We start from the raw sequence: 18,739 nt of genomic DNA, 5'->3' as shown, positions 1-18,739 counted from the left end.
ATATTTTGGTGCTGGGCTATTGATTCATCGAACTAATTCTATATATAGAAGAGTTAGTATGGAGATGAAGGGACGAGTTTTCTCGTCCCTGTGTTTTGTTATTGGTTAAATGCTGCAGCTGCGGATGCAGCGTTTGCTTCTACGATGACGTCTAAACCATCTTTCTTATAACGAGGGTGATATTGGCCGGCAGGTAGCGATTGAGTTGTGAGTTTGTTGACCTGTTGTGCGACCGGAATGTAGTCGGTTGTAGCAGTAGCAATTGCAGTAGCTATAAGGTCAACAAGCAAACTTCCAGAGCTGGAGCTTGTATCAATTACAATAGTATTGGAGTAGGACCAGATCACTTTCCCTGTGTCTGTAGAAACCATTACATATTTCAGTCCCACGGTAACATTGCCAGCGAGAACTATGTAATTTGTATCCCATTGTTCAATAGTCACAAATAAAACAGAATCAGCACCGAACTTGTCCTTGTATGAAGTAAATGGTATGCCCTTGAGTTCGGTACCATCGACAATGCCAGCACTTTTAAAGATATCAGCAGTGATCGGGATTGGTAGAACATAATATCCTTTGTTTGCAAAAGGTTCAGCCAAAGTAGAGTTTAGATACTCTGAGGCTTCTGAAGAAGTTGAATTGTTTACTATCGGCGCAACTAGGATATTGTTCTGTTGCGAGCCTGAATACATTTCTGGAAACGCTTCTTGCTTTGTCAAAGTGTTTACGCAACCAGTCATTATCATGCTAGTGAGCATGATTGATGTGATCTTAATTAGTTCTTTAACTTTCATTTTTCAGTATTTTTAGGAGGTTGATGTGTTGACATTTTAGCTTTCAATTGATTAATAAGAGTACCCATTAATATCTTTGACTCAGGATATGTTGCAACTTCTTTCTCGTAGTAATTAACAGCACTATGGAAATCACCCATTTGACTATGAATGTAGCCTAGCTCAGCAAAGATACCGGCTGGAACTTTCAAATCTGATTGTTCTGAAGTTTCAACGATATCAATTAGTGTTTCATAGTGTTCAGTTACGCTTTCCTTACTTGCATTTTTTAAATACGAGTAGTAGGAGTGTGAGTAGTCTCCCCAGTAATAACCAGACTCAGATACCTGTACACAACCAGAAAGTAGCATCGCTGCCAAAGATGAAATGAAATATTTTCTCATTTAAGTTACTTCACGTTGATTAAAGTTGATTGGCCGCGTGAAAGGTAAATGTCATTCTTATAGACAATTGCACCATTATTGTTAATAACTTCCAGGTGGTTTTCACCTTGAGATACAATTATTTTTAGCACATCTGAGTTCTGCCATTGACTGTTGGTACTAGTTAATACTGAAGTGGTATCAGATTCCAAGTCCGAATTTGATATCTTGTGTTTCTCAATGTTTCCGACTGAAACTAGATAGTTGTTTAGGTCGTCGCCAACTATATAAATTATTTGTTGATCTGAAATTCCCGTTTCTTTCGTTATCACAGCAGAGCCACAGGCAGTTAAACCAAGTACTATGAATAATGCTGTTGCGCTAGCTTTAATTGACTTTTTCACTTTCAAACCTTAAATAGAACTTATATAGAATTTGCTGGTGTCTCCAGTTATCGCTCCTTCAACCAATGAAGCAAAACTCATTTGGTTGAACTCATCTTCTCCATATGTCATATCAATATTGAGAGTTGCGACTTTTTTACCGGGTAACTCGACCATTGCTCCAGTTTGTGGATTTTTGACCATATTCCCGCGTTTAATTACCGCAAGTTTGAGGCCAGGGTAAAGGCCTTGGGCATCACCACCTGCGATAATGTAAGAACCATCTTGTTCTGAAAGTATAAAAGACTTCCATGGTGTATTTGTCATTTCATCACTGATGTTTGTAATCATCTGACTAATAGCAGCAGAAAGCGCCTTGTCAGTTAGAGACTGGTCGAAACCTGCATCAGTGCCTGAACCAAGTGTTTTCTTGGTCGAAGATGTTGCTTCTCCTGCCCCTTCAACTGAGCTGACAATACGACCAGTTGTGGCATCAACTAATCTAACGTTTACTTTAGCGTAGGCACGTTGCGTCTTTGCTCGCTGAAACATACCAGTGTCAGATTCTGTTGAGCGACCAAACTCAGATACTGAACCAACAATTAAATAGTCGGCTGAAATTCCACTTTCCTGAAGTCCTTTTAACGATGCTTCAGAATCAACAAAGTGTTTATCCGTACGTTCAAACATCAAAAATTTGCCCGTTGCAGCAAGGCGTGCGCTGAGTATGTCGGATGCTTGCTTTCCAATGCGGTCATCATTCTCGTTTAGAAGAAATGCATTGGCAGTGCGTGTTTCATTCGAAAAGCGTGCAATTGCAACCTTTTTTTTGAGTGAGACTTTCTGATTGGACTCAGTAACAATAGGAACCGTCGCGTCTAATGCAGCGTATATGGGAGATGAAGCTAGAATAGCTATCGCTGTGGCGATGAGAGATACTTTTTTCATTTTATTACCGTTGGGATTGTTTTGATTTTATTTTTTGTTACATTTGTTATTGTTTTTCAATAATTATGAATCGTGAATGTGAGGCGTTTTTTATTTTATCTATTATATTATGTAGTATTAAACTGTTTTTTTTGCAGGGGTGCTGATTTTGACATCATTCAATGGTCCTGACAAATTATTTCCGACTTATGTAATTTGGTTTGTGTTTAAGTAATTGCATTGTAAGTGGTTGTCGTTTTTTGGTGGCGAATGTTGATTTTTTTGTTGTTTTTAAATGAGGTTTTTTTATATTTATTGAGGTGTTTGCTGCTTCAGTCAATTCTTATTTGGGGTGATGTGATTTTTGGATTGGTTTTTACAACAAAAATTTATTTCATATAAGATATTAAAATGTCACTCTCGATAGTTTCCAATAACAAGCTTCGGCTTTCCTAACCATGAAACAGCCAGCGCTACCCAGGCATGCACATACTTGCTAAGTAGAACTAATGGGTATCGATTGGAAGGTGATCTCGAATATAGGGCGGTAATGGAATCCAAAAGCCTTTCACTTTTTTGCCTAAACGCATGTCATTGAATGGATTGAAGCGGTTTAGGTGGTTTGTACAAGTGCCAGATATCACGGCGATATCTTCAATCTCACAATCCGGTTTGCGAAGCAAATAGGAGGGGAACATGAAGAAGATTGCTAGCCAGCTTTTAGCATCAATCTGTTTTGGCGCTTTCGCGCTGATACTTTCAACAACTAACGTTCATGCGACGCATGACAGCTCAGGAATACGGCATTCAGACTTACAAGCGTTTGCCTCTTGGGCAGACTTTGTCGATCGTTGGAAAAGCCTGGATGGTCAGTTAATCGATTTCAAAACCATCAATTTCAAGTTGGACAATAAGTATCGTTACATCGGGGTGTGGAAATTAGGGAGTGGTAAAGGTGGTGCGCTTTACCGATACCCCAGTTGGTCAGAGTTTGTTGAAAAATGGAAAGCACTAGATAACCAACGCCTGATTGACATTGATATATCCAGGATGGGAAATACCACTTGGTATACCGGTACCTGGCAACGAAATGCGCGTAGCGGGGCGCTTTATTCCTTAGGTAGTTGGCAGGCTTTTACCGAGAAGTGGAACGCCCTGAGCAACCAAAAACTCATAGATTTGGAAATCAGTGGTACGGGAGACAACACAAACTTTGTTGGTGTGTGGCAGGGTGGCGCTACCAGTGGTGCGCTGTATCGATACGGCAACTGGCGTTCTTTTACGGATAAATGGAAAGCGCTCAATCGCGACAATCAACGCTTAATTGATGTTGAAGTCGATAAACAGGGAAATACCATTTTTTACACCGGTGTTTGGGAAAAAGGTTCAGGTAATGCCTTATACCAGTTTTCAACATGGCCATCGCTAATCAACAAATGGCTTGAGCTGGATCGTCAAGGTTACTACTTGGTAGACATTGAAGCCGAGCGGTTTGGTGATAGCGAGATTTTCATTGGCGTGTGGCACAGATAAACGGTCGAACGCCTTAAGCACTGCGCAGCAGCATCGCCACCTTTTAGGATATTGAACGGTCGGTGAGTGACAGGAAAGGTGGCAATACCGGAGATATAAACAGCAAGATCCGAGTGACGATAAGCTTCAACTTTTAGAATGACGACGCACCCGCACCGTAAGTAGCGCCATACCACTGAGTAAAACAACCAGCGTTGAGGGCTCTGGTATTTTTACCTGCCTACGGGTCGGAACGGCAATGCCTTCGACAGTCGCCTGTACCAATTGACCTGCATTTGCACCATCCTGAATCCGACCATAAATGGTCGCAGTACCTGAGGTGTTATAGGCGGTGGCATCTGTCAGGATATTGATAAATAGCGATTCATCCTGAATTTCCTGCACCAGGTTTTGCAGCAAGAGGGGAAAGCCAAAAAGAAAGGTAAGGTCGTCGCCATCTGCAGATCGCTCAACAAATGTTGGCCCACGATCTCCCAGCCCGTCTGTTCGGTAAAAAACGTCAGTCTGGAATCCTGAATAGCCATCAAGGACGATACTATCAATGAGAAAGTCCCTGCCTGTAACGTTGATAGGATCCCTAAGCCGTGACGCAAAAATAAGTGATCCTGTTACATCAGATTGAACAACGCGGTCTTGATAATGATGTCCCGCGATAAAGAGCGGGTGTAGATCTGGGTTCAAATCATAATAGGGTTTGAGATCATCCCGAACTACGGTTCCCGCCAATTCGGGATTGCTGACCACGGTCGTTCCTGGCAGGAGAACAGAATCTCCAGCTGTGATCGGTGTGGCGTTACTGACAGCTGTGAAACTCAAAAATGCCAGTCCAATGAGCCCATTGGGAAATTTATAGCCTCTCATTTCCGCACTCCTTTCGAGTTACGCACGCGAAACAATGGAAAAAGGCTAGTTCACGCAAAGCGAGGCTATGTCAATGAAATGTCAACGTCTTGATTGTGGGGCAGGTGGTGACAAGCAGGCTGACACATGTTATGGGACAGCCACTTGAAGCACGCGTTGGTGTTCTTGATATCTACCGTACTGGTTATTCTTCAAATGCTTCGTAAGTGCTTGGTACAACGAGCTAAACCCCCATCTAATTCCTTCCTTGCAAATGGGGGAGGACAATGCAGTGGTCGTCATTACTCAAGTGTTTCAAAGTGGAACTTGTATTCACTGACTCCGTCGATACGAACGCCTTTTTCTCGTAACTCAAGGTACTGCTGAAGTTTAATGGTTCTGAAATCCATCGCCTTCAGCGCAAGGATGATCCGCAGTTCATCCATTGAACGTGATTTGGTTTCAGAGCTGCAGGTACCGCAGATAACATGGGTTTTCGGCTTAAAGCCGATCTGATTCAGCCAGTGCAGATCTTTGGGTTCTTTGCGTGCGCCACAAAAGTGGCATTGATTCTCTTGTTTCAATGCCGCCTGTTCCCTTAACGCTTTCGGGCTTGGTGAGTTAGCTGATGGGGCGGTTTTAGTCTTCTTGTTACCACCAAACTGAGAGAACTGAACGACATTAGACATTGGGATTGGCCTTATTAATTGAGGTGTACCCAAACAACCTGAATATGAGCATCTTCAGGTCGTTTGGGTATATACAAGTAGTATTTTGCCAGAAAATGCTGATAATCGTGCGACAAAACACTGGAAGCAAAATGACCATGACTGATTTTCAATATTACTTTCACCAACTGCCTTGTTTTAACTGTAAAAACACCACAGTAAGTACTGATCTTGGCTGGTTAACCTCAGCGATGAAAGACGATGTTGTCGCGCAAATCGCTGCGATTATCGCACAAGGCAATGCTGAACCTGATCTGTCAGTGAACGTGACATGCACGAAAGAAGAAGCACGTGATTACCTGCTGTTGAACTTCTATGGCTACTCAGAAGAAGAACTGGCAAATCAAGTGAAAGCAGAAGACGAGCAAGAAGTTCAGGATGAAATCGCTGAGCTTCTCGCTGACGGTAGTGATAAAGCCGTGTTTGAACATGAAGTCACACTGCAAAGCTGCACAGATTGCGACATCGACTAAGCGTAAAGCATCGCCCACAAAAAAACCGCTTTATCAGCGGTTTTTTTACAATTGGCTTAGTCTCACTCACCCTCGGTGAGGGAGACTGGGCCTTCCAACTCTTTCAGGATCATTTTCTGAATATCGATGCCCAAGCTCATCACGATCAGGCTCCAGTTCAGAAATGGCAATGAACCGTTTGCAATGCCTTGTGCAAAGGTGTTGGCATTCCAGTGAAACACCTCTGATAGCTTGTCAGTGGTCAGTGCATCGTAATTGTCGTTATCAATCAGATTGCTGAACTGCTCACTGGTTGGACACACAAACTTGTCATTGGGTCTGAAAGCCGTCGGTTTAAAATAAGAAAGTACCCTTCTTACGTTCACCTCAATCACATCACCGTCGCTTTGGATATTCGGCTTGCCAGCGAGTGCGCACAAAAAGCACCAGCATGGGTAAGGGATGGATGAAACGTTGTCTGGTTCGTTCTTATAACGCGCCGTCCATGCATTCACATTCTTCTGCTGTATGCCTGTGACTTTAACCAATTGATTGGAATCGTAGCCGTTGTCTTTCAACAGGTTGATCACCTCGGCCACTTCTGACACCAAAGGCTTGACCCATCTACTGTACGGAACGAGTGTTGCTTCTCTGACCATAATTAAAACTTATTTATAAACAAACACTTAATTTGTTTTTGTTTGACGTTATCCGAGATCATACGTGTTCAGGGTGATAAGTCTACTTTTATCGGAAATGGGGGGAGTAAACCATAGAGAAATGTATTGCCTGTGTTCTTTCCTTCACGCGAATTGCACTCTCACTCAATCATTGGCATCTTGGGGAGCTTTAATGTCTGTAGGCATGCTAGGTGATCTGTTCTGGCAGGGGTGACCCCAAAGCGAGTCACCAGACAAACAATACTCGCTGACAGAGCCCTGATTACCCTTGGAAATTCTAATGAACAATAAAACAGAATAGTGGCTCAAAAAGTAGGTTAACAATGTTTGATATATATAGCAGTACAAAGTTTTTCCTACTTTATCTTATTGTAAGCGGCGTTGATTTCTTTCATTAATGTGTTGTCGCCAGATCTATCAGGATGATATATGTTGGATAATTTAAAGTAGTTCGCTTTTATTTCCGTTTTTGTTGCGCATTTTTTAACGCCTAACATTGTGTGCGGACAGTTAGTAATACTATTTTGATTTTTTAAGGATTCAATTTCCTTCCTCAAATTTTTTATTGTTAGGTTGCGCTGTTCAAAATCAAACTTCAATGACGATAATAAAGAATTCGATTCTTTAAGTTGGTTTATTCTGATATTTGCAGAGCGTATGGTCAAGTTGGCTTTGTCAAGCATGTTTATAAGTTTTTCTTCTTTGTTCCATTGTGAGTCATTTAGTTCTTTATCAGGATGGTAGGTCTCTTCAAATTCACTTTTAAAAACCAACTTTTCATTCTCATAAACGAAAATTTTTGAGTCAACTGAAATTGTTTCCCATTCAAATACTGAACAGCTCCAGTCCCAAATATCCTCATTAATCACTAGCAATTCATCTTCAAGATCGCTTGGATCATCAAGATCCAATTTGATAATAATTTCATTGCTACTGTAATTTATTATCACCTGCACAAATTCAAAATCTCTTAGGTTATTACCAATGTGTGACGCCAAATAACCTAAAAAAAGAGTCTTGTTATCTTCATTGTCAGGAATGGAGGGTAAATAGATTATGCAAACATTCAGCATTGGACTTTTCCTATTAAAATAAAAGCAATGATAGCTTTAGAGTATATAGTTTTTAACTAATTGCAAACAATATAAAGGATATGGATTTTTATATGTGTAATTCCTCAACGGAAAAGAAACGCCACTCAGAACTTTAACTGAGTGTTTTGCTTTCGGATGTCTTTCTAGAAGCCATAATATTGCGTACCGAAGCTTTATTCAAAAAGGTTAAATGTGTGTGTATTAGGTTGTCACAATGATAATATTGTAATTGAGTTGATTCAATGTACTGTGGTTTACATGTGTCTCTTCGTTAGAGACTTATAATGTGGGTGCTTTTTATATTATTATCAATATACGGCATCATGCCTATTAGCGTTGGTTTTTCTATACGGAGTAATTTATGGGAGCTGGAGGTCGTCGCGATCCAAGTGAATACACATCTATCATCTGTGAAGTTTTTTATGATGTATCAAGAAGAAAGAATGGTGTTAGGCCAACAATCGGCCAACCTTTTCCATGCGAAATGAAGGTAGAGTGTGCAAAAGCTATTAGGTCTCTTCCTTTAGGTACTAAAGTTAAACTATCAGTTGTTGAAACTGAAAAAGAGGGAAGTAGGCCTTTTCTATATAGTAGCTATAAGTGGGCTTATGAGGTCGTAAAATAGTGCGTTAACTCTTGGATGTGTTTAAGCTTATAAGAATTTTTACTAATCTTAGACAGGTGTGTTGGCACTATAGATCCAACACATTCATTTCCAAACTGCATCCAAAACAAAAGGGAGCCACTCGGCTCCCTTCATTTTCCTTTCAACCTGCTCTACGCAGTTTCCACTTTCACCCTAAAGAAAATCGCATAGAACAGCGGGATCACCACCAGTGTCAGAATGGTCGCGAACAGCAGACCAAACATAATGGTAACGGCCATACTCTTGAAGAACGGGTCAATCAAGAGCGGGGCAACACCCAAAATGGTGGTGAATGCGCCCAGCAGTACCGGGCGGGCGCGGCTAAGTGCGGCGTCGATAATCGCGTTGTATAGTGCTTTACCGTCGCGGATTTCCACGTCTGCCTGGTCAACCAACACAATGGCGTTTTTCACCATCATACCGATCAGGCTCAGGAAGCCGAGGATCGCCATAAACTCAAACGGCGTCTGGAACACCACCAAGCCTACGGTCACACCGACAATTGCAAGTGGGGCAGTCAGCCAAATCACCAGCGGCTGGCGTAGGGCGTTAAACATAAACACTACCGCCAGAATCATCGCCGCGAAGCCGTAAGGGGCAGAAATTACTAGGCCTTCGTTCGCGTCTTTTGATGCTTTGTATTCACCGTACCATTTCAGCTCGTAGCCGGCTGGCAGTTCGATTGCTTCAATCTGACTGCGAACCTGATTAAAGGCATCGGCTGTCAGCACGCCCGGTGCAGGGTCAGCCTGAACCAGAATGGTTGGCATGCGGTCGATACGGCGCAGGATGGCATCCTGATAAACCACATCCACCGAATCCACCACCTGGCTGACAGGGATAAACGTACCTGCGGTTGGGCTGAATACTTCGGTGTTTTCAATCGCGCGCTGGTGGTTACGCTCGCTTTCCGGTGCGCGCACCACGATTGGGATCAAATCGTCGCCTTCGCGGTACACACCCACATTGCGGCCACTCAGGGTTTGCGCAATTGCAGCGTTGATTTCTGCTGTGGTCAGGCCGTAGCGCTGCGCTTCTTCTGCTGAATACACAGGGCGCAGAACCGGAACCTGTTGACGCCAGTCGTCCTGCACGGCTATCAGGTTAGGGTCAGCCAACATGATGGCTTTGGCTTTTTCCGCCAGTTCACGTAACACGGCGCTGTCTGGGCCTTTGAAGCCAGCTTCAATCTTCTTGCCGCCGCCACGACCCAGCATGAATTTCCACACTTTGATTGATGCGTCAGGGTACTTCTCGTCCAGCTCGCTTTGCAGTTCGCCAAGCAGCGGGGCGATTTTGGTGTAGTCGTCGATATCAATCAGCAACTGGCCATAGCTCGGGTTACGGGCTTCCGGCGCGTAGGTCAGCATAAAGCGCAGGCCACCACCACCGATAAAGCTGGTGATGTTGGTGATGCCTTCTTTGGCTTTTACGTCTTTTTCGATGCTGGCAACCACGGACTCCGTGCGTTTGATGTCTGAGCCTTGTGGCAAGTAAACATCAACCACGAACTGCGGACGCTGCGATTCCGGCATAAAGCCCGGTGGTACAAACTGCACACCCCAGATAGACGCCGTCAGCGTACCGAACAGCAGGGCGCAGCTGATAATGCGGTGCTGCAAAACCCAGCTCAGCAGGGCACGGTAGCCAGATACCATCTTGCCCGGTTTTTGGTCGGCTTTTACCGGCTTCACTTTCAGGAAGTCATGGCACAGCATTGGGGTCACGGTGACCGCAAATACCCAGCTCAGCAGCATGGAGTAAAGGATTACCCAGAACAGCGAGCCTGCGTATTCTCCCATGTCTGAAGGCGAAAGGCCGATAGCACTGAACGCACAGATACCCACCACGGTACCGCCCAGCAGAGGCCATTTGGTGGAGTTCACGACTTCCGAAACGACCAGTTGTTTGTCTGCATCCGGCTCTTTCTGGAAGCGAACCAGAATGCCGTCGGTGACTACGATGGCGTTATCCACCAACATACCGAGGGCGATGATCAGCGCACCCAGCGAAATACGCTGCATGGCGATATCTTCAATCAGCATGATGCACAGGGTGCCTGCAACGGTAAGCAGCAGCACGAAGCCGATGATGACGCCAGAGCGCACGCCCATAAACAGCAGCAGCACCACGAATACGATGGCAACAGCAGCGATCAGGTTGTCGATAAAGTTGGCGACAGAATCGCGCACTGAATCAGACTGCATTGAGATAACGTTCAGCTCCATGCCCAGCGGACGCTGGCTTTCCAGCTCTGCCAGACGCGCTTTTACCGCATCACCCATGTCCACGACGTTACCGCCGGAGACGTTAGAGATACCAAAGCCTACCGCGCGCTCACCGTTGTAGCGCATCAGCATGGTTGAGGGTTCTTTGTAACCACGGGTGATTTCTGCGATATCGCCAAGGCGCAGCACGGTATTGTTACTGCCAATGCCGACCTGCATGTTTTTCAGATCTGCAACCGAATCAATGTTCGAGCTTGGAATAACAGGAATGCGCATCGCATTGGTCTCAATGCTGCCTGCCACGGTGACCAGGTTTTGCTTTTGCAGTACCTGGAACACTTTTTCCGCAGACATACCGAACTCCGCCAGACGCTCACTGGAGATCTCAACGAAAATGGTTTCCTGCTGCTCAGCCAGAGTCGCGGTTTTCGCTACGCCCGGCACCAGCACGATTTCGCGGCGCAGGTCGTCGACGTAATCTTGCAGTTGTTTGTCACTGTAGCCTTCACCGGTCACGGCAAAGAACAGGGCATATACATCAGCAAAGTCATCGTTAACGATGGAAGGGCCCGCTCCCGGCGGCAACTGACGCTGCGCATCGGTCACTTTACGGCGCAGTTTGTCCCACACTTGTTGAAGGTCTGCGGCGCTGCCTGCGAACTCGAGTTTGATCTCGACGGTCACTTCTGACATGCCTTGCATCGAGACCGATTTGACCTCTTTCACTTCCTGCAAGGACTGCACGGCGCCTTCAATCACGTCGGTCACTTCGTCCGACACTTCCTGCGCGGTGGCGCCAGAGTATGGCGTTGCAATCACCGCCTGACGGATAACGAATTCAGGGTCTTCAAAGCGGCCGAGTTTCAGGTAGCTGATGTAGCCGCCCAGAAGGGTCAGGGCAATCAGTACCCAGACACTGGTGCGTTTGGCAATGGTATAACGTGCAATGTCCATCATTACGCTCCGTTGCGCTCATCAGTGTAAGGACGCACTTCCATGCCTTCTTTCACACTAGAAACACCGGCGATGATCACGCGCTCACCTTGAGAAAGGTTGGCTTCAATGATGATGCGGTCTTTGTTCAGCGCGCCGACATCCACGTAACGTTTTTCGGCTTTGTTGTCTTCACCCACAATCCAGACGAATTGCTTGCCTTGGTTGTCCGGCACAATCGCGGTCAGTGGCAGGGTGATTTGCTGGTTACCTACCGCGCTGCCAGTCAGTGGGCTGACTTTCACGGCCATGCCAGGCAGAACGCGGAAACCGTTCAGATCTTCAAGACCGAGTACAACCGGGTAGGTTTGCGAAACTGGATCAGCTTCAGTTGCGTAGGAGCGCAGTTCAAGCGGGAATACCTGATCCGGAATCGTTGAGATTTCTGCCACTGCATCGGCTTTGCTGTCGCCTGAAAGCATCACTTTATGAGGGATGTGAATAACCACCTCCAGATCGCGCAGATCGTGGATCGTCATCACTGGCTCGTTAGCCTGAACCTGAACATGGTTGTCGACCATCTTGCGGCCAACAACACCATCAAACGGGGCGTGCAGTTCGGTGTATTCCAGCTGACGTTTTGCATCGTCAACACGGTTACGCGCCAGGTTGTAACGTGTGGTAATGGCATCAAGGTCAGCTTTTGAAATCGCCTGACTTTTCTTGAAAATGGCCTGTGCGCGTTCGTATTCAAGGCTGGTGTTTTTCAGTTCCAGCTCGGCAGATTCCAGCGCGGTTTTTGCATCGCGCGCATCCAGTGATGCCAGCAACTGGCCTTTTTTCACTTCGTCGCCTTCTTTTACAAGAATGTCAGTCAGGCGGCCACCAACGCGGAACGCCATGTCTGCACGCTCGGCAGCGCGGACAACACCGTTGAAGCTCAGATCGGCTCCGTTTTGAGTCTGAACAATTTCAGTCAATGCAGGTTTTACAACCGGTGCGACAACTTGCTGCGGTGCTTCTTCGCCACAGCCAGTTAAGGCGAATGCTGATACCAGCAGGGCAGATATCGCAGTGAGTTTCAGCTTCGAGCTGCCAGACTTCATTACGACCATGTTTGCTTCACTCCACATAAGGAACCGGCATTAGGTGTGCCGGTCAATGTTAGGTAATGGGGTTACGCACTGGATTCAATGCGAAAGTAAACTTTGGAGTTTATTTTACGCGCAACCAACGCGACAGGTAAACTCAAAAGTGTACTTTTTTGTTTCGACTTGTTAGATTTAAAACGTTGAAGAGAGGAGAGAGCCCATGACACGCTCTGAGCAGAAGCGGTTGGCAATTATCAGTGCCGCCAAAGAAGAGTTTATCCAGCACGGGTTTTTATCTGCGAACATGGACAGAGTGTGTGCGGCGGCAGAAGTCTCGAAGCGCACGCTTTACCGCCACTTTGAAAGCAAGGAAGTGTTGTTTGAAGCCGTGCTTGCCATTCTTCAGTCGTCTATCAACGAGAAGCTGCACTATCCGTTTGACGCGACGAAAAGCCTGAAAGAGCAACTCACGGCCATTACCGTGAACGAGGTGGATATTCTTTATCACACCTACGGCATTCCGTTTACCCGTGTGATTTTGATTGAGTTTCTGCGTCAACCGGAAATGGCGCAACAAATTATCAGCAACATTTACAACAACAAAGCGCTGAAAAACTGGTTTGCAGAAGCTCAGGCGGCAGGCGAGTTCAAGTGCATGACGTTGGACGTGTTGTGCCAGAGCTATCAAAGCCTGTTTAACGGCATGTTTGTCTGGCCGCAGGTATTTGATATGCAGCCAATCCCGGAAGGAAAAGATCGCGAAGCGAAAATCGACCACATTGTGCGTATGGTGGTGGGAGCATGCCACTAAGGCTAGCTCCGCTGCTCTGCTAAAAGAATGCCCAGCAGTGCTGGGCATTTTTGTATCAGTTGGCTTGTTTAAAACCGTTCAATACAGCAACGGTATTGTGGCCAAGGTCGTCTACTGCATAGCCGCCTTCGAACACAAACAGGGTCGGAAGGCCAAGGCCGCCAATCAGGGTGCCGATTTGCAGGTAGTCTTCAAGCTTGAGTTTGAAGTGGCTGATTGGGTCGTTTTCGTAGGTATCCATACCCAAAGAAATCACCAGCGAATCTGCGCCAAAGCTGCGGATTTTTTCCAGTGCGGTTTCCAGTGCCGGGCGGTACAAAGACCAGTCCGTCTTGCCTTGTGGCAATGGCAGGTTCAGGTTGAAGCCTTCGCCTTTGCCTTCACCAGTTTCATCGTCAAAGCCAAGGTAATGCGGGTAATCGTAATCCGGGTCACCGTGGATAGAAACAAACAGCACGTCGTCGCGATCGTAGAAAATGGTCTGGGTGCCGTTACCGTGGTGGTAGTCGATATCCAGAATCGCCACTTTATCATGACCTTTTCGACGCAGGCCTTCTGCCGCGATCGCTGCGTTGTTGATGTAGCAGTAACCGCCCATCAGATCCGGCGCTGCGTGGTGGCCTGGCGGACGGCAAAGGGCAAATGCTGCTCTGTCGCCGTCAATCAAGACGTCAACGCCCGTGAGCGCGCAATCAACCGCAGAAGCAATCGCTTCAAAGCTGGTTTTGGTGATAGCAGCCGTCATGTCAAAGCTGTAATAACCTAGCTTGCCTTCGATATCTTTTGGCACACGGTTACGCAGGTGACGCGCTGGCACAAAGCAGTATGGTGATGCGTCGCGCTCTGGGCCGTAAGTCGCTTCCCACTCATTCCATGCGTTTTGCAGGAAGGTCACGTAGTCTTCGGTGTGCACCCAGTGCATTGGCTCAAGGCCATACTCGTTGGGTGCAATCACTTCATAGCCTTGGTTGGCATTAATGGCGTTCAACACCATGTCTGCACGTTCAGGTTTTTCAAAGCAAGGGGTCGCTTCACCGCTCAGGAACTCGTATTTCACGCGGTGCAGGTTTTGCTTTTCGCTGTAGATAACTTTCATTATCGCTTCAGCTCCATCCAGTATTGGTTGTAGATAGGTGCCGCTTCACCGATGTCAGACAGGAACTGGCCTTTCTGTTTCACGTCGGTGGTTGGGAAAATCACTTCGCTGTTGCGCAGCTCATCTGGCAGGTGGTTCAGTGCACCCAGGTTAGGCACAGCGTAACCAATTTCCTGAACCAGTACCGCTTGGTTTTCAGGCTTCATCAGGAAGTTGATGAAAGCGTAAGCCGCGTCTTTGTTTTCCGCGTGCTTAGGGATCACCATGTTGTCCATCCAGAAAATGGTGCCTTCTTCCGGGTACACATAATGGATAGATGGGTTCTCAACCGTTGCGCGGTAAGCGGTGCCGTTCCACTGCATGCCGACGTTCACTTCACCCATGATAAGCGGCGTGTGCGGTGCATCTGAGTTGAACAGGGTCACGTTTGGCTTCAGGGTTTTCAGCGTTTCGTAAGCCTGACGGATTTCGTCTTCATTCTGGCTGTTTACGCTGTGGCCATTCATGATTAGCGCCATGCCGAATACGTCACGCACGTCATCCGTCAGCAGCAGTTGGCCTGCAAATTCCGGGTTCCACAAATCTGCCCAGCGCTTAACGTCTTTCCCGTCAACCACATCGCTGTTGTATCCCAAACCCGTGCTGCCCCACATGTAAGGCAGAGAGTAGCGGTTTTCTGGGTCAAAAGGCTGATTCAGGATTGAAGCATCAAGGTCTTTAAACGCGGTGATCTTGCTCTTGTCCAGCTCGTGCAGGAGACCTTCATTACCCATGATGGAAACATAATAGGTTGAAGGAACGATCAGATCGTAGCCTTTCGCATCGAGCAGTTTCACTTTAGCGTACATGGATTCATTACTCTCGAACGTGGAGTAATTCACCTTGATCTTGGTTTCTTCTGTGAACTTTTCGATAAGTTGCTGGGGAAGGTATTCAGACCAGTTGTAGATATTGAGGAACTGATCGGCGGAAGCAGAAGCGGAGAAAAGCAGGCCAGCGGTGGCCGCGACAACAAAGTTTTTATTCATCTACGTAGTGTTATCCGAAAACATAAAATACAAAGTATTTAACGCGATATTGCGCGCGCGAATTAGATAGCAAACGTTTCGTTTTCGCAACACATCTTGCATTTTTAATGGCTGACACAGAGAAATGAGCGAGGCTTCGTTTTCTTCCGGTTAAGCGTTCAGCTATTTGAGGGTCTGGAATCCCGCCCAGATACGTGTGGTTGTCGTTACCCAGCACATTGCGCCGAAGACAAAGGCGATAGTGGCAAAGTGTGCAGGGAAAAAGCAAAACAGCACAAAGCAGGCGATCGTCTCAGTGCCTTCGGTTAAACCGCCGATGTAGTAGAGGGATTTATTGCGGTAGACGGGATTGTCGATGCTTCGTTTGCTCGCCATGATGGCAAAGGCAAGAAAGCTCGATCCCGTACCCATGAACGAGAAGATCAGGAAGGCGGCTGCAACGGCGTTTTGTTCCGGGTTTGCCAGTGCAAACGCAAAGGGAATCATGGAGTAAAACAGAAAATCGAGGGTGATATCGAGAAAGCCCCCGGCATCAGTAATCCCCTGTTTTCTCGCCAGTGCGCCATCCAGCCCATCAGCAATCCGGTTGAGGGCGATAAACAGCAGCCCCAGCCAGTAATGCTCTGTGGCAATGGCAGGGAGGGCGAGCATGCCGATAAAGAACCCACCAACCGTTACCTGATTGGCGGTTAACCCCAGTTTCTCGCTGACTTCTGCCGCCTGTTTCAATGGCCAACGGATGATGTCGATAGCGTAGCGATCAAGCATGGTTTTCCTCCATGCCGGATTCATCCAGCGATGGCCATCTGATTAACGCGCTGCCTTCCGGCACATCATCTTCGTCGTGGGTCACCATCACCGCCGCAATTTTGCGGTTCTGGATCTGCTTAAACACAAAGGCACGGAATGATTTGCGCAGCGGTTTATCCAGTTTGCTGAAGGGTTCATCCAGCAGCAGCACTTTGGGGTGGGAAAGCAGGGTGCGCATCAGGCTGACGCGGGCGCGCTGACCACCGGAGATCTGATCCGGCGCTTTAAAGGCGATATCACCAAGGTCAATGTCCTGAAGGGTATTCAGAGCGCGGTTTTTCTTTTCACTGGCGTTCATGGTATCGGGCAGCCCGAAAGCCAGGTTTTGCCACACATTGAGGTGTGGAAAAAGTAAATCGTCCTGAAACAGAATGCCGACCGCCCGCTTTTCCGGCGGTAGGTTATGGATGTCAGTACTGCTTACTGTGATTTCACCTTTGCAGGAAAAGTCCGGTGACAAGTGCCCGGCAATCGCACTGAGCAGGGTGGATTTTCCGCATCCACTGGGGCCCATGATCGACAGCACTTTGCCGTTTTCGACAGTGAAAGTCATGTCGGACACCAAGGTAGCCTGGCGCGAACTAATAGTGAGGTTTTGGACGGACAAAGTCATTGAGGCTCTCTTGGGAATGCTCGTTTCTTGCTAAACGGCGTTTTGGGTCGGCCAATCGGCTTGCGGTGAGTGTCAGGGCGAAAAACAGCAGTGGCAGGAATGCCTGAATCAAGCCGTAAACGGCACTGATACGTCTGTCCTGGCCGCTGGCAAGGCTGACCGCCTCCGTGGTTAAGGTGGTGATGCGCCCGGCTCCCAGCAATTGGGTTGGCAGGTATTGGGCAAAGCTGACGCTAATACCCACCGCCCACGCCAGCAATATGGCAGGTAACAACAAAGGCAGTTTTACACGCCACCAGGCTTTCGTCGCTGAATAACCCAGGCTTCTTGCCGTTTGGGTCAAGCGCGGATCAAAAGCGCGCCATGTGCCATCCAAGGCTAGGTAGACGTACGGGAATGAAAAAAGAATGTGCGCCCAGATCGTCGAGGGCACATGCCATTGACCCGGCAGCATATAAATCGCGACCTGAATACCGAACAGGATAGAAAGCTGGGGGATCAGCAGCGGAATGGCGATGACCAACTGGGGTACAGAACGGTGGTATTTGTCGCGATATTCGAGACAGGCAATCGCAAACACCAGTGCAACGCTGGCAGCGATAAGCCCAAGGATCAGGCTGTTGAGTGTCAGTTCCCACAAATGGGCGGCTTCCTGATCCCAAAAACGGGTGGTGAAACGGGTCGGCCAGATGTCAGGAAAACGCCAACGCAGGGCGAATGACCATACCAGTAACAGCGGGATCATCAGAAACGGCAGCAGGGCGACCATGGAAAACAGATGTTTGCCGGGAAGATGAAAGGTTTTACTGCCACTGTACTGCCAACGTTGCCAGAGACGGAGCAGGGCATATTCTCCCAGCCGGTAAAGCAGCAAAACCGCAAAGCAGACGATAAACAGCGTAATTGCGCCCGCTGCGGCGCGGGGAAGCAAAGTAAGGTCTGGCTCACTGAACCATTGCCAAACCAGAACCGCAAACGTTGAAGGCGATGTTGGCCCCAAAATCATCGCGACATCGACCACGGACAGACTGTAGGCCAGCACGGCGTAGATCGGGAAGCGCATTTTGGGCAGCCATTGCGGGAAGACGACTTTCATCCATGCCGCGCTTTGGTTGTAACCAAGGCTTCGTGCGGAGGCGAGCAGCTTGTCGACTTTCATCTGGTGCAGCACGGCAAGGCTCATCAATAGCAAAAAGGGTGTTTCCTTCACCGCGAGGGCAAGGATAAGGCCAATGCCATTGCTGTCTTGCACCAATGACCAATGGTTCGGATCGTCTTGTCCTGTGAAGAGGGTGAAAAACCGGAACAGCCAGCCAGAAGGGGAAAACATCAGGGCGAAACCAATCGCAAAGGCGACATGAGGCATTGCCAGCAGGGGAGAAAGCCACTTTTCAATACGTTGCCAGGCAGAGGAACCCCAAGTGCGCTGGAGGATCAGGAAAGTGAAAAATACTGCAAGAAATGAAGCACCAATGCCCGTTATCAGTGAAAGCTGCAGCGCTTTGCCCGTCCCCGGCCAGTCCAGCATGGCGTTCCAGCCTGCCAGGCTTGGTTCGTTTAAATCCAGCGCAGGGAGGTAGCTGACAGCGGAAAGTAACACACCCCCTAACCCGGGGATCAGAGGTAAACAACACACGACCAGCGTTGCGATGTACAGCAGACGTAGCATTGCTTACCTCTTCAACTTCTT

At 47.5% G+C, this 18,739-nt stretch carries 19 protein-coding genes; 4 read left to right on the top strand and 15 right to left on the bottom strand.

The genetic code is table 11. From position 1 onward, the window contains the following. Positions 1–98: 98 nt before the first annotated feature. The 4 genes from KU854_RS17615 to KU854_RS17600 are packed head-to-tail and all read right to left on the bottom strand — an operon-like array spanning position 99 to position 2,487. Positions 99–794, bottom strand: a complete 696-nt coding sequence (locus tag KU854_RS17615; protein WP_218359728.1) for a GNA1162 family protein — start codon at positions 792–794, stop codon at positions 99–101. Next, the gene (locus KU854_RS17610) at positions 791–1,177 is read right to left on the bottom strand and encodes a DUF4810 domain-containing protein (RefSeq protein WP_218359727.1); all 387 of its coding nucleotides are present in this window, start codon (positions 1,175–1,177) and stop codon (positions 791–793) included. The genes KU854_RS17615 and KU854_RS17610 overlap by 4 nt, the downstream gene beginning before the upstream one ends. Before the next feature lie 5 nt (positions 1,178–1,182). Beyond that, positions 1,183–1,560 (bottom strand): hypothetical protein, encoded by a 378-nt coding sequence (locus KU854_RS17605; protein ID WP_218359726.1) that lies wholly within the window; start codon positions 1,558–1,560, stop codon positions 1,183–1,185. Between the two features lie 9 nt (positions 1,561–1,569). Further along, complete coding sequence (locus KU854_RS17600) at positions 1,570–2,487, bottom strand: CsgG/HfaB family protein (RefSeq protein WP_218359725.1); 918 nt, start codon at positions 2,485–2,487, stop codon at positions 1,570–1,572. 675 nt (positions 2,488–3,162) lie between these two features. Between KU854_RS17600 and KU854_RS17595 the strand changes: the two genes are divergently transcribed. Then, positions 3,163–3,999 carry a hypothetical protein gene (locus tag KU854_RS17595; RefSeq protein ID WP_218359724.1) on the top strand — a complete coding sequence of 279 codons (837 nt, stop codon included), beginning with the start codon at positions 3,163–3,165 and terminating at the stop codon, positions 3,997–3,999. Positions 4,000–4,125: 126 nt separating this feature from the next. Here the strand turns inward: KU854_RS17595 and KU854_RS17590 are convergent, their stop codons facing one another. Next, on the bottom strand, positions 4,126–4,860 hold the full coding sequence (locus KU854_RS17590) for a PEP-CTERM sorting domain-containing protein (RefSeq protein WP_218359723.1): 735 nt from the start codon (positions 4,858–4,860) through the stop codon (positions 4,126–4,128). Between the two features lie 281 nt (positions 4,861–5,141). Further along, positions 5,142–5,528 carry a hypothetical protein gene (locus tag KU854_RS17585; RefSeq protein WP_218359722.1) on the bottom strand — a complete coding sequence of 129 codons (387 nt, stop codon included), beginning with the start codon at positions 5,526–5,528 and terminating at the stop codon, positions 5,142–5,144. A 137-nt stretch (positions 5,529–5,665) separates the two neighbouring features. On the opposite strand from KU854_RS17585, the gene KU854_RS17580 reads away from it, so the two are divergent. After that, positions 5,666–6,040 (top strand): hypothetical protein, encoded by a 375-nt coding sequence (locus KU854_RS17580; protein ID WP_054778399.1) that lies wholly within the window; start codon positions 5,666–5,668, stop codon positions 6,038–6,040. A 62-nt stretch (positions 6,041–6,102) separates the two neighbouring features. On the opposite strand, the gene KU854_RS17575 is transcribed toward KU854_RS17580, so the two are convergent. Together KU854_RS17575 and KU854_RS17570 are read right to left on the bottom strand one after the other, a co-directional pair. After that, the gene (locus KU854_RS17575) at positions 6,103–6,678 is read right to left on the bottom strand and encodes a hypothetical protein (RefSeq protein WP_218359721.1); all 576 of its coding nucleotides are present in this window, start codon (positions 6,676–6,678) and stop codon (positions 6,103–6,105) included. A 377-nt stretch (positions 6,679–7,055) separates the two neighbouring features. Further along, entirely contained in the window at positions 7,056–7,772 is a 717-nt protein-coding gene (locus KU854_RS17570; protein WP_218359720.1) for a J domain-containing protein, read from the bottom strand. 382 nt (positions 7,773–8,154) lie between these two features. On the opposite strand from KU854_RS17570, the gene KU854_RS17565 reads away from it, so the two are divergent. Next, complete coding sequence (locus KU854_RS17565; RefSeq protein WP_218359719.1) at positions 8,155–8,418, top strand: hypothetical protein; 264 nt, start codon at positions 8,155–8,157, stop codon at positions 8,416–8,418. A 152-nt stretch (positions 8,419–8,570) separates the two neighbouring features. Here KU854_RS17565 and KU854_RS17560 read toward each other — a convergent pair whose 3' ends face one another. Beyond that, positions 8,571–11,621, bottom strand: a complete 3,051-nt coding sequence (locus KU854_RS17560; protein ID WP_218359770.1) for an efflux RND transporter permease subunit — start codon at positions 11,619–11,621, stop codon at positions 8,571–8,573. 2 nt (positions 11,622–11,623) lie between these two features. Further along, complete coding sequence (locus KU854_RS17555; RefSeq protein ID WP_218359718.1) at positions 11,624–12,715, bottom strand: efflux RND transporter periplasmic adaptor subunit; 1,092 nt, start codon at positions 12,713–12,715, stop codon at positions 11,624–11,626. Between the two features lie 196 nt (positions 12,716–12,911). Here KU854_RS17555 and KU854_RS17550 point away from each other — a divergent pair, with 196 nt between their 5' ends. After that, positions 12,912–13,502 carry a TetR/AcrR family transcriptional regulator gene (locus KU854_RS17550; RefSeq protein WP_218359717.1) on the top strand — a complete coding sequence of 197 codons (591 nt, stop codon included), beginning with the start codon at positions 12,912–12,914 and terminating at the stop codon, positions 13,500–13,502. Positions 13,503–13,557: 55 nt separating this feature from the next. Here the strand turns inward: KU854_RS17550 and KU854_RS17545 are convergent, their stop codons facing one another. From KU854_RS17545 to KU854_RS17525, 5 genes are all read right to left on the bottom strand, one after another. Continuing rightward, entirely contained in the window at positions 13,558–14,598 is a 1,041-nt protein-coding gene (locus tag KU854_RS17545) for a histone deacetylase family protein (RefSeq protein ID WP_218359716.1), read from the bottom strand. Next, positions 14,598–15,626: an ABC transporter substrate-binding protein gene (locus KU854_RS17540; RefSeq protein ID WP_218359715.1), complete on the bottom strand. Its 1,029-nt coding sequence runs from the start codon at positions 15,624–15,626 to the stop codon at positions 14,598–14,600. The genes KU854_RS17545 and KU854_RS17540 overlap by 1 nt, the downstream gene beginning before the upstream one ends. Before the next feature lie 162 nt (positions 15,627–15,788). Then, on the bottom strand, positions 15,789–16,394 hold the full coding sequence (locus KU854_RS17535) for a CDP-alcohol phosphatidyltransferase family protein (RefSeq protein ID WP_218359714.1): 606 nt from the start codon (positions 16,392–16,394) through the stop codon (positions 15,789–15,791). Next, entirely contained in the window at positions 16,387–17,049 is a 663-nt protein-coding gene (locus tag KU854_RS17530; RefSeq protein WP_218359713.1) for an ATP-binding cassette domain-containing protein, read from the bottom strand. The genes KU854_RS17535 and KU854_RS17530 overlap by 8 nt, the downstream gene beginning before the upstream one ends. Then, positions 17,018–18,718 (bottom strand): ABC transporter permease, encoded by a 1,701-nt coding sequence (locus KU854_RS17525; protein ID WP_218359712.1) that lies wholly within the window; start codon positions 18,716–18,718, stop codon positions 17,018–17,020. Before KU854_RS17525 ends, KU854_RS17530 begins: the two co-directional genes overlap by 32 nt. Positions 18,719–18,739: the final 21 nt, after the last annotated feature.

The sequence above is a fragment of the Enterovibrio paralichthyis genome (assembly GCF_019209835.1).
GTDB classification, from domain to species: Bacteria; Pseudomonadota; Gammaproteobacteria; order Enterobacterales; family Vibrionaceae; genus Enterovibrio; species Enterovibrio paralichthyis.
The sequence above is the reverse complement of the archived record's forward strand: the minus strand, read 5'-3'. Positions and strand labels throughout refer to the sequence as shown.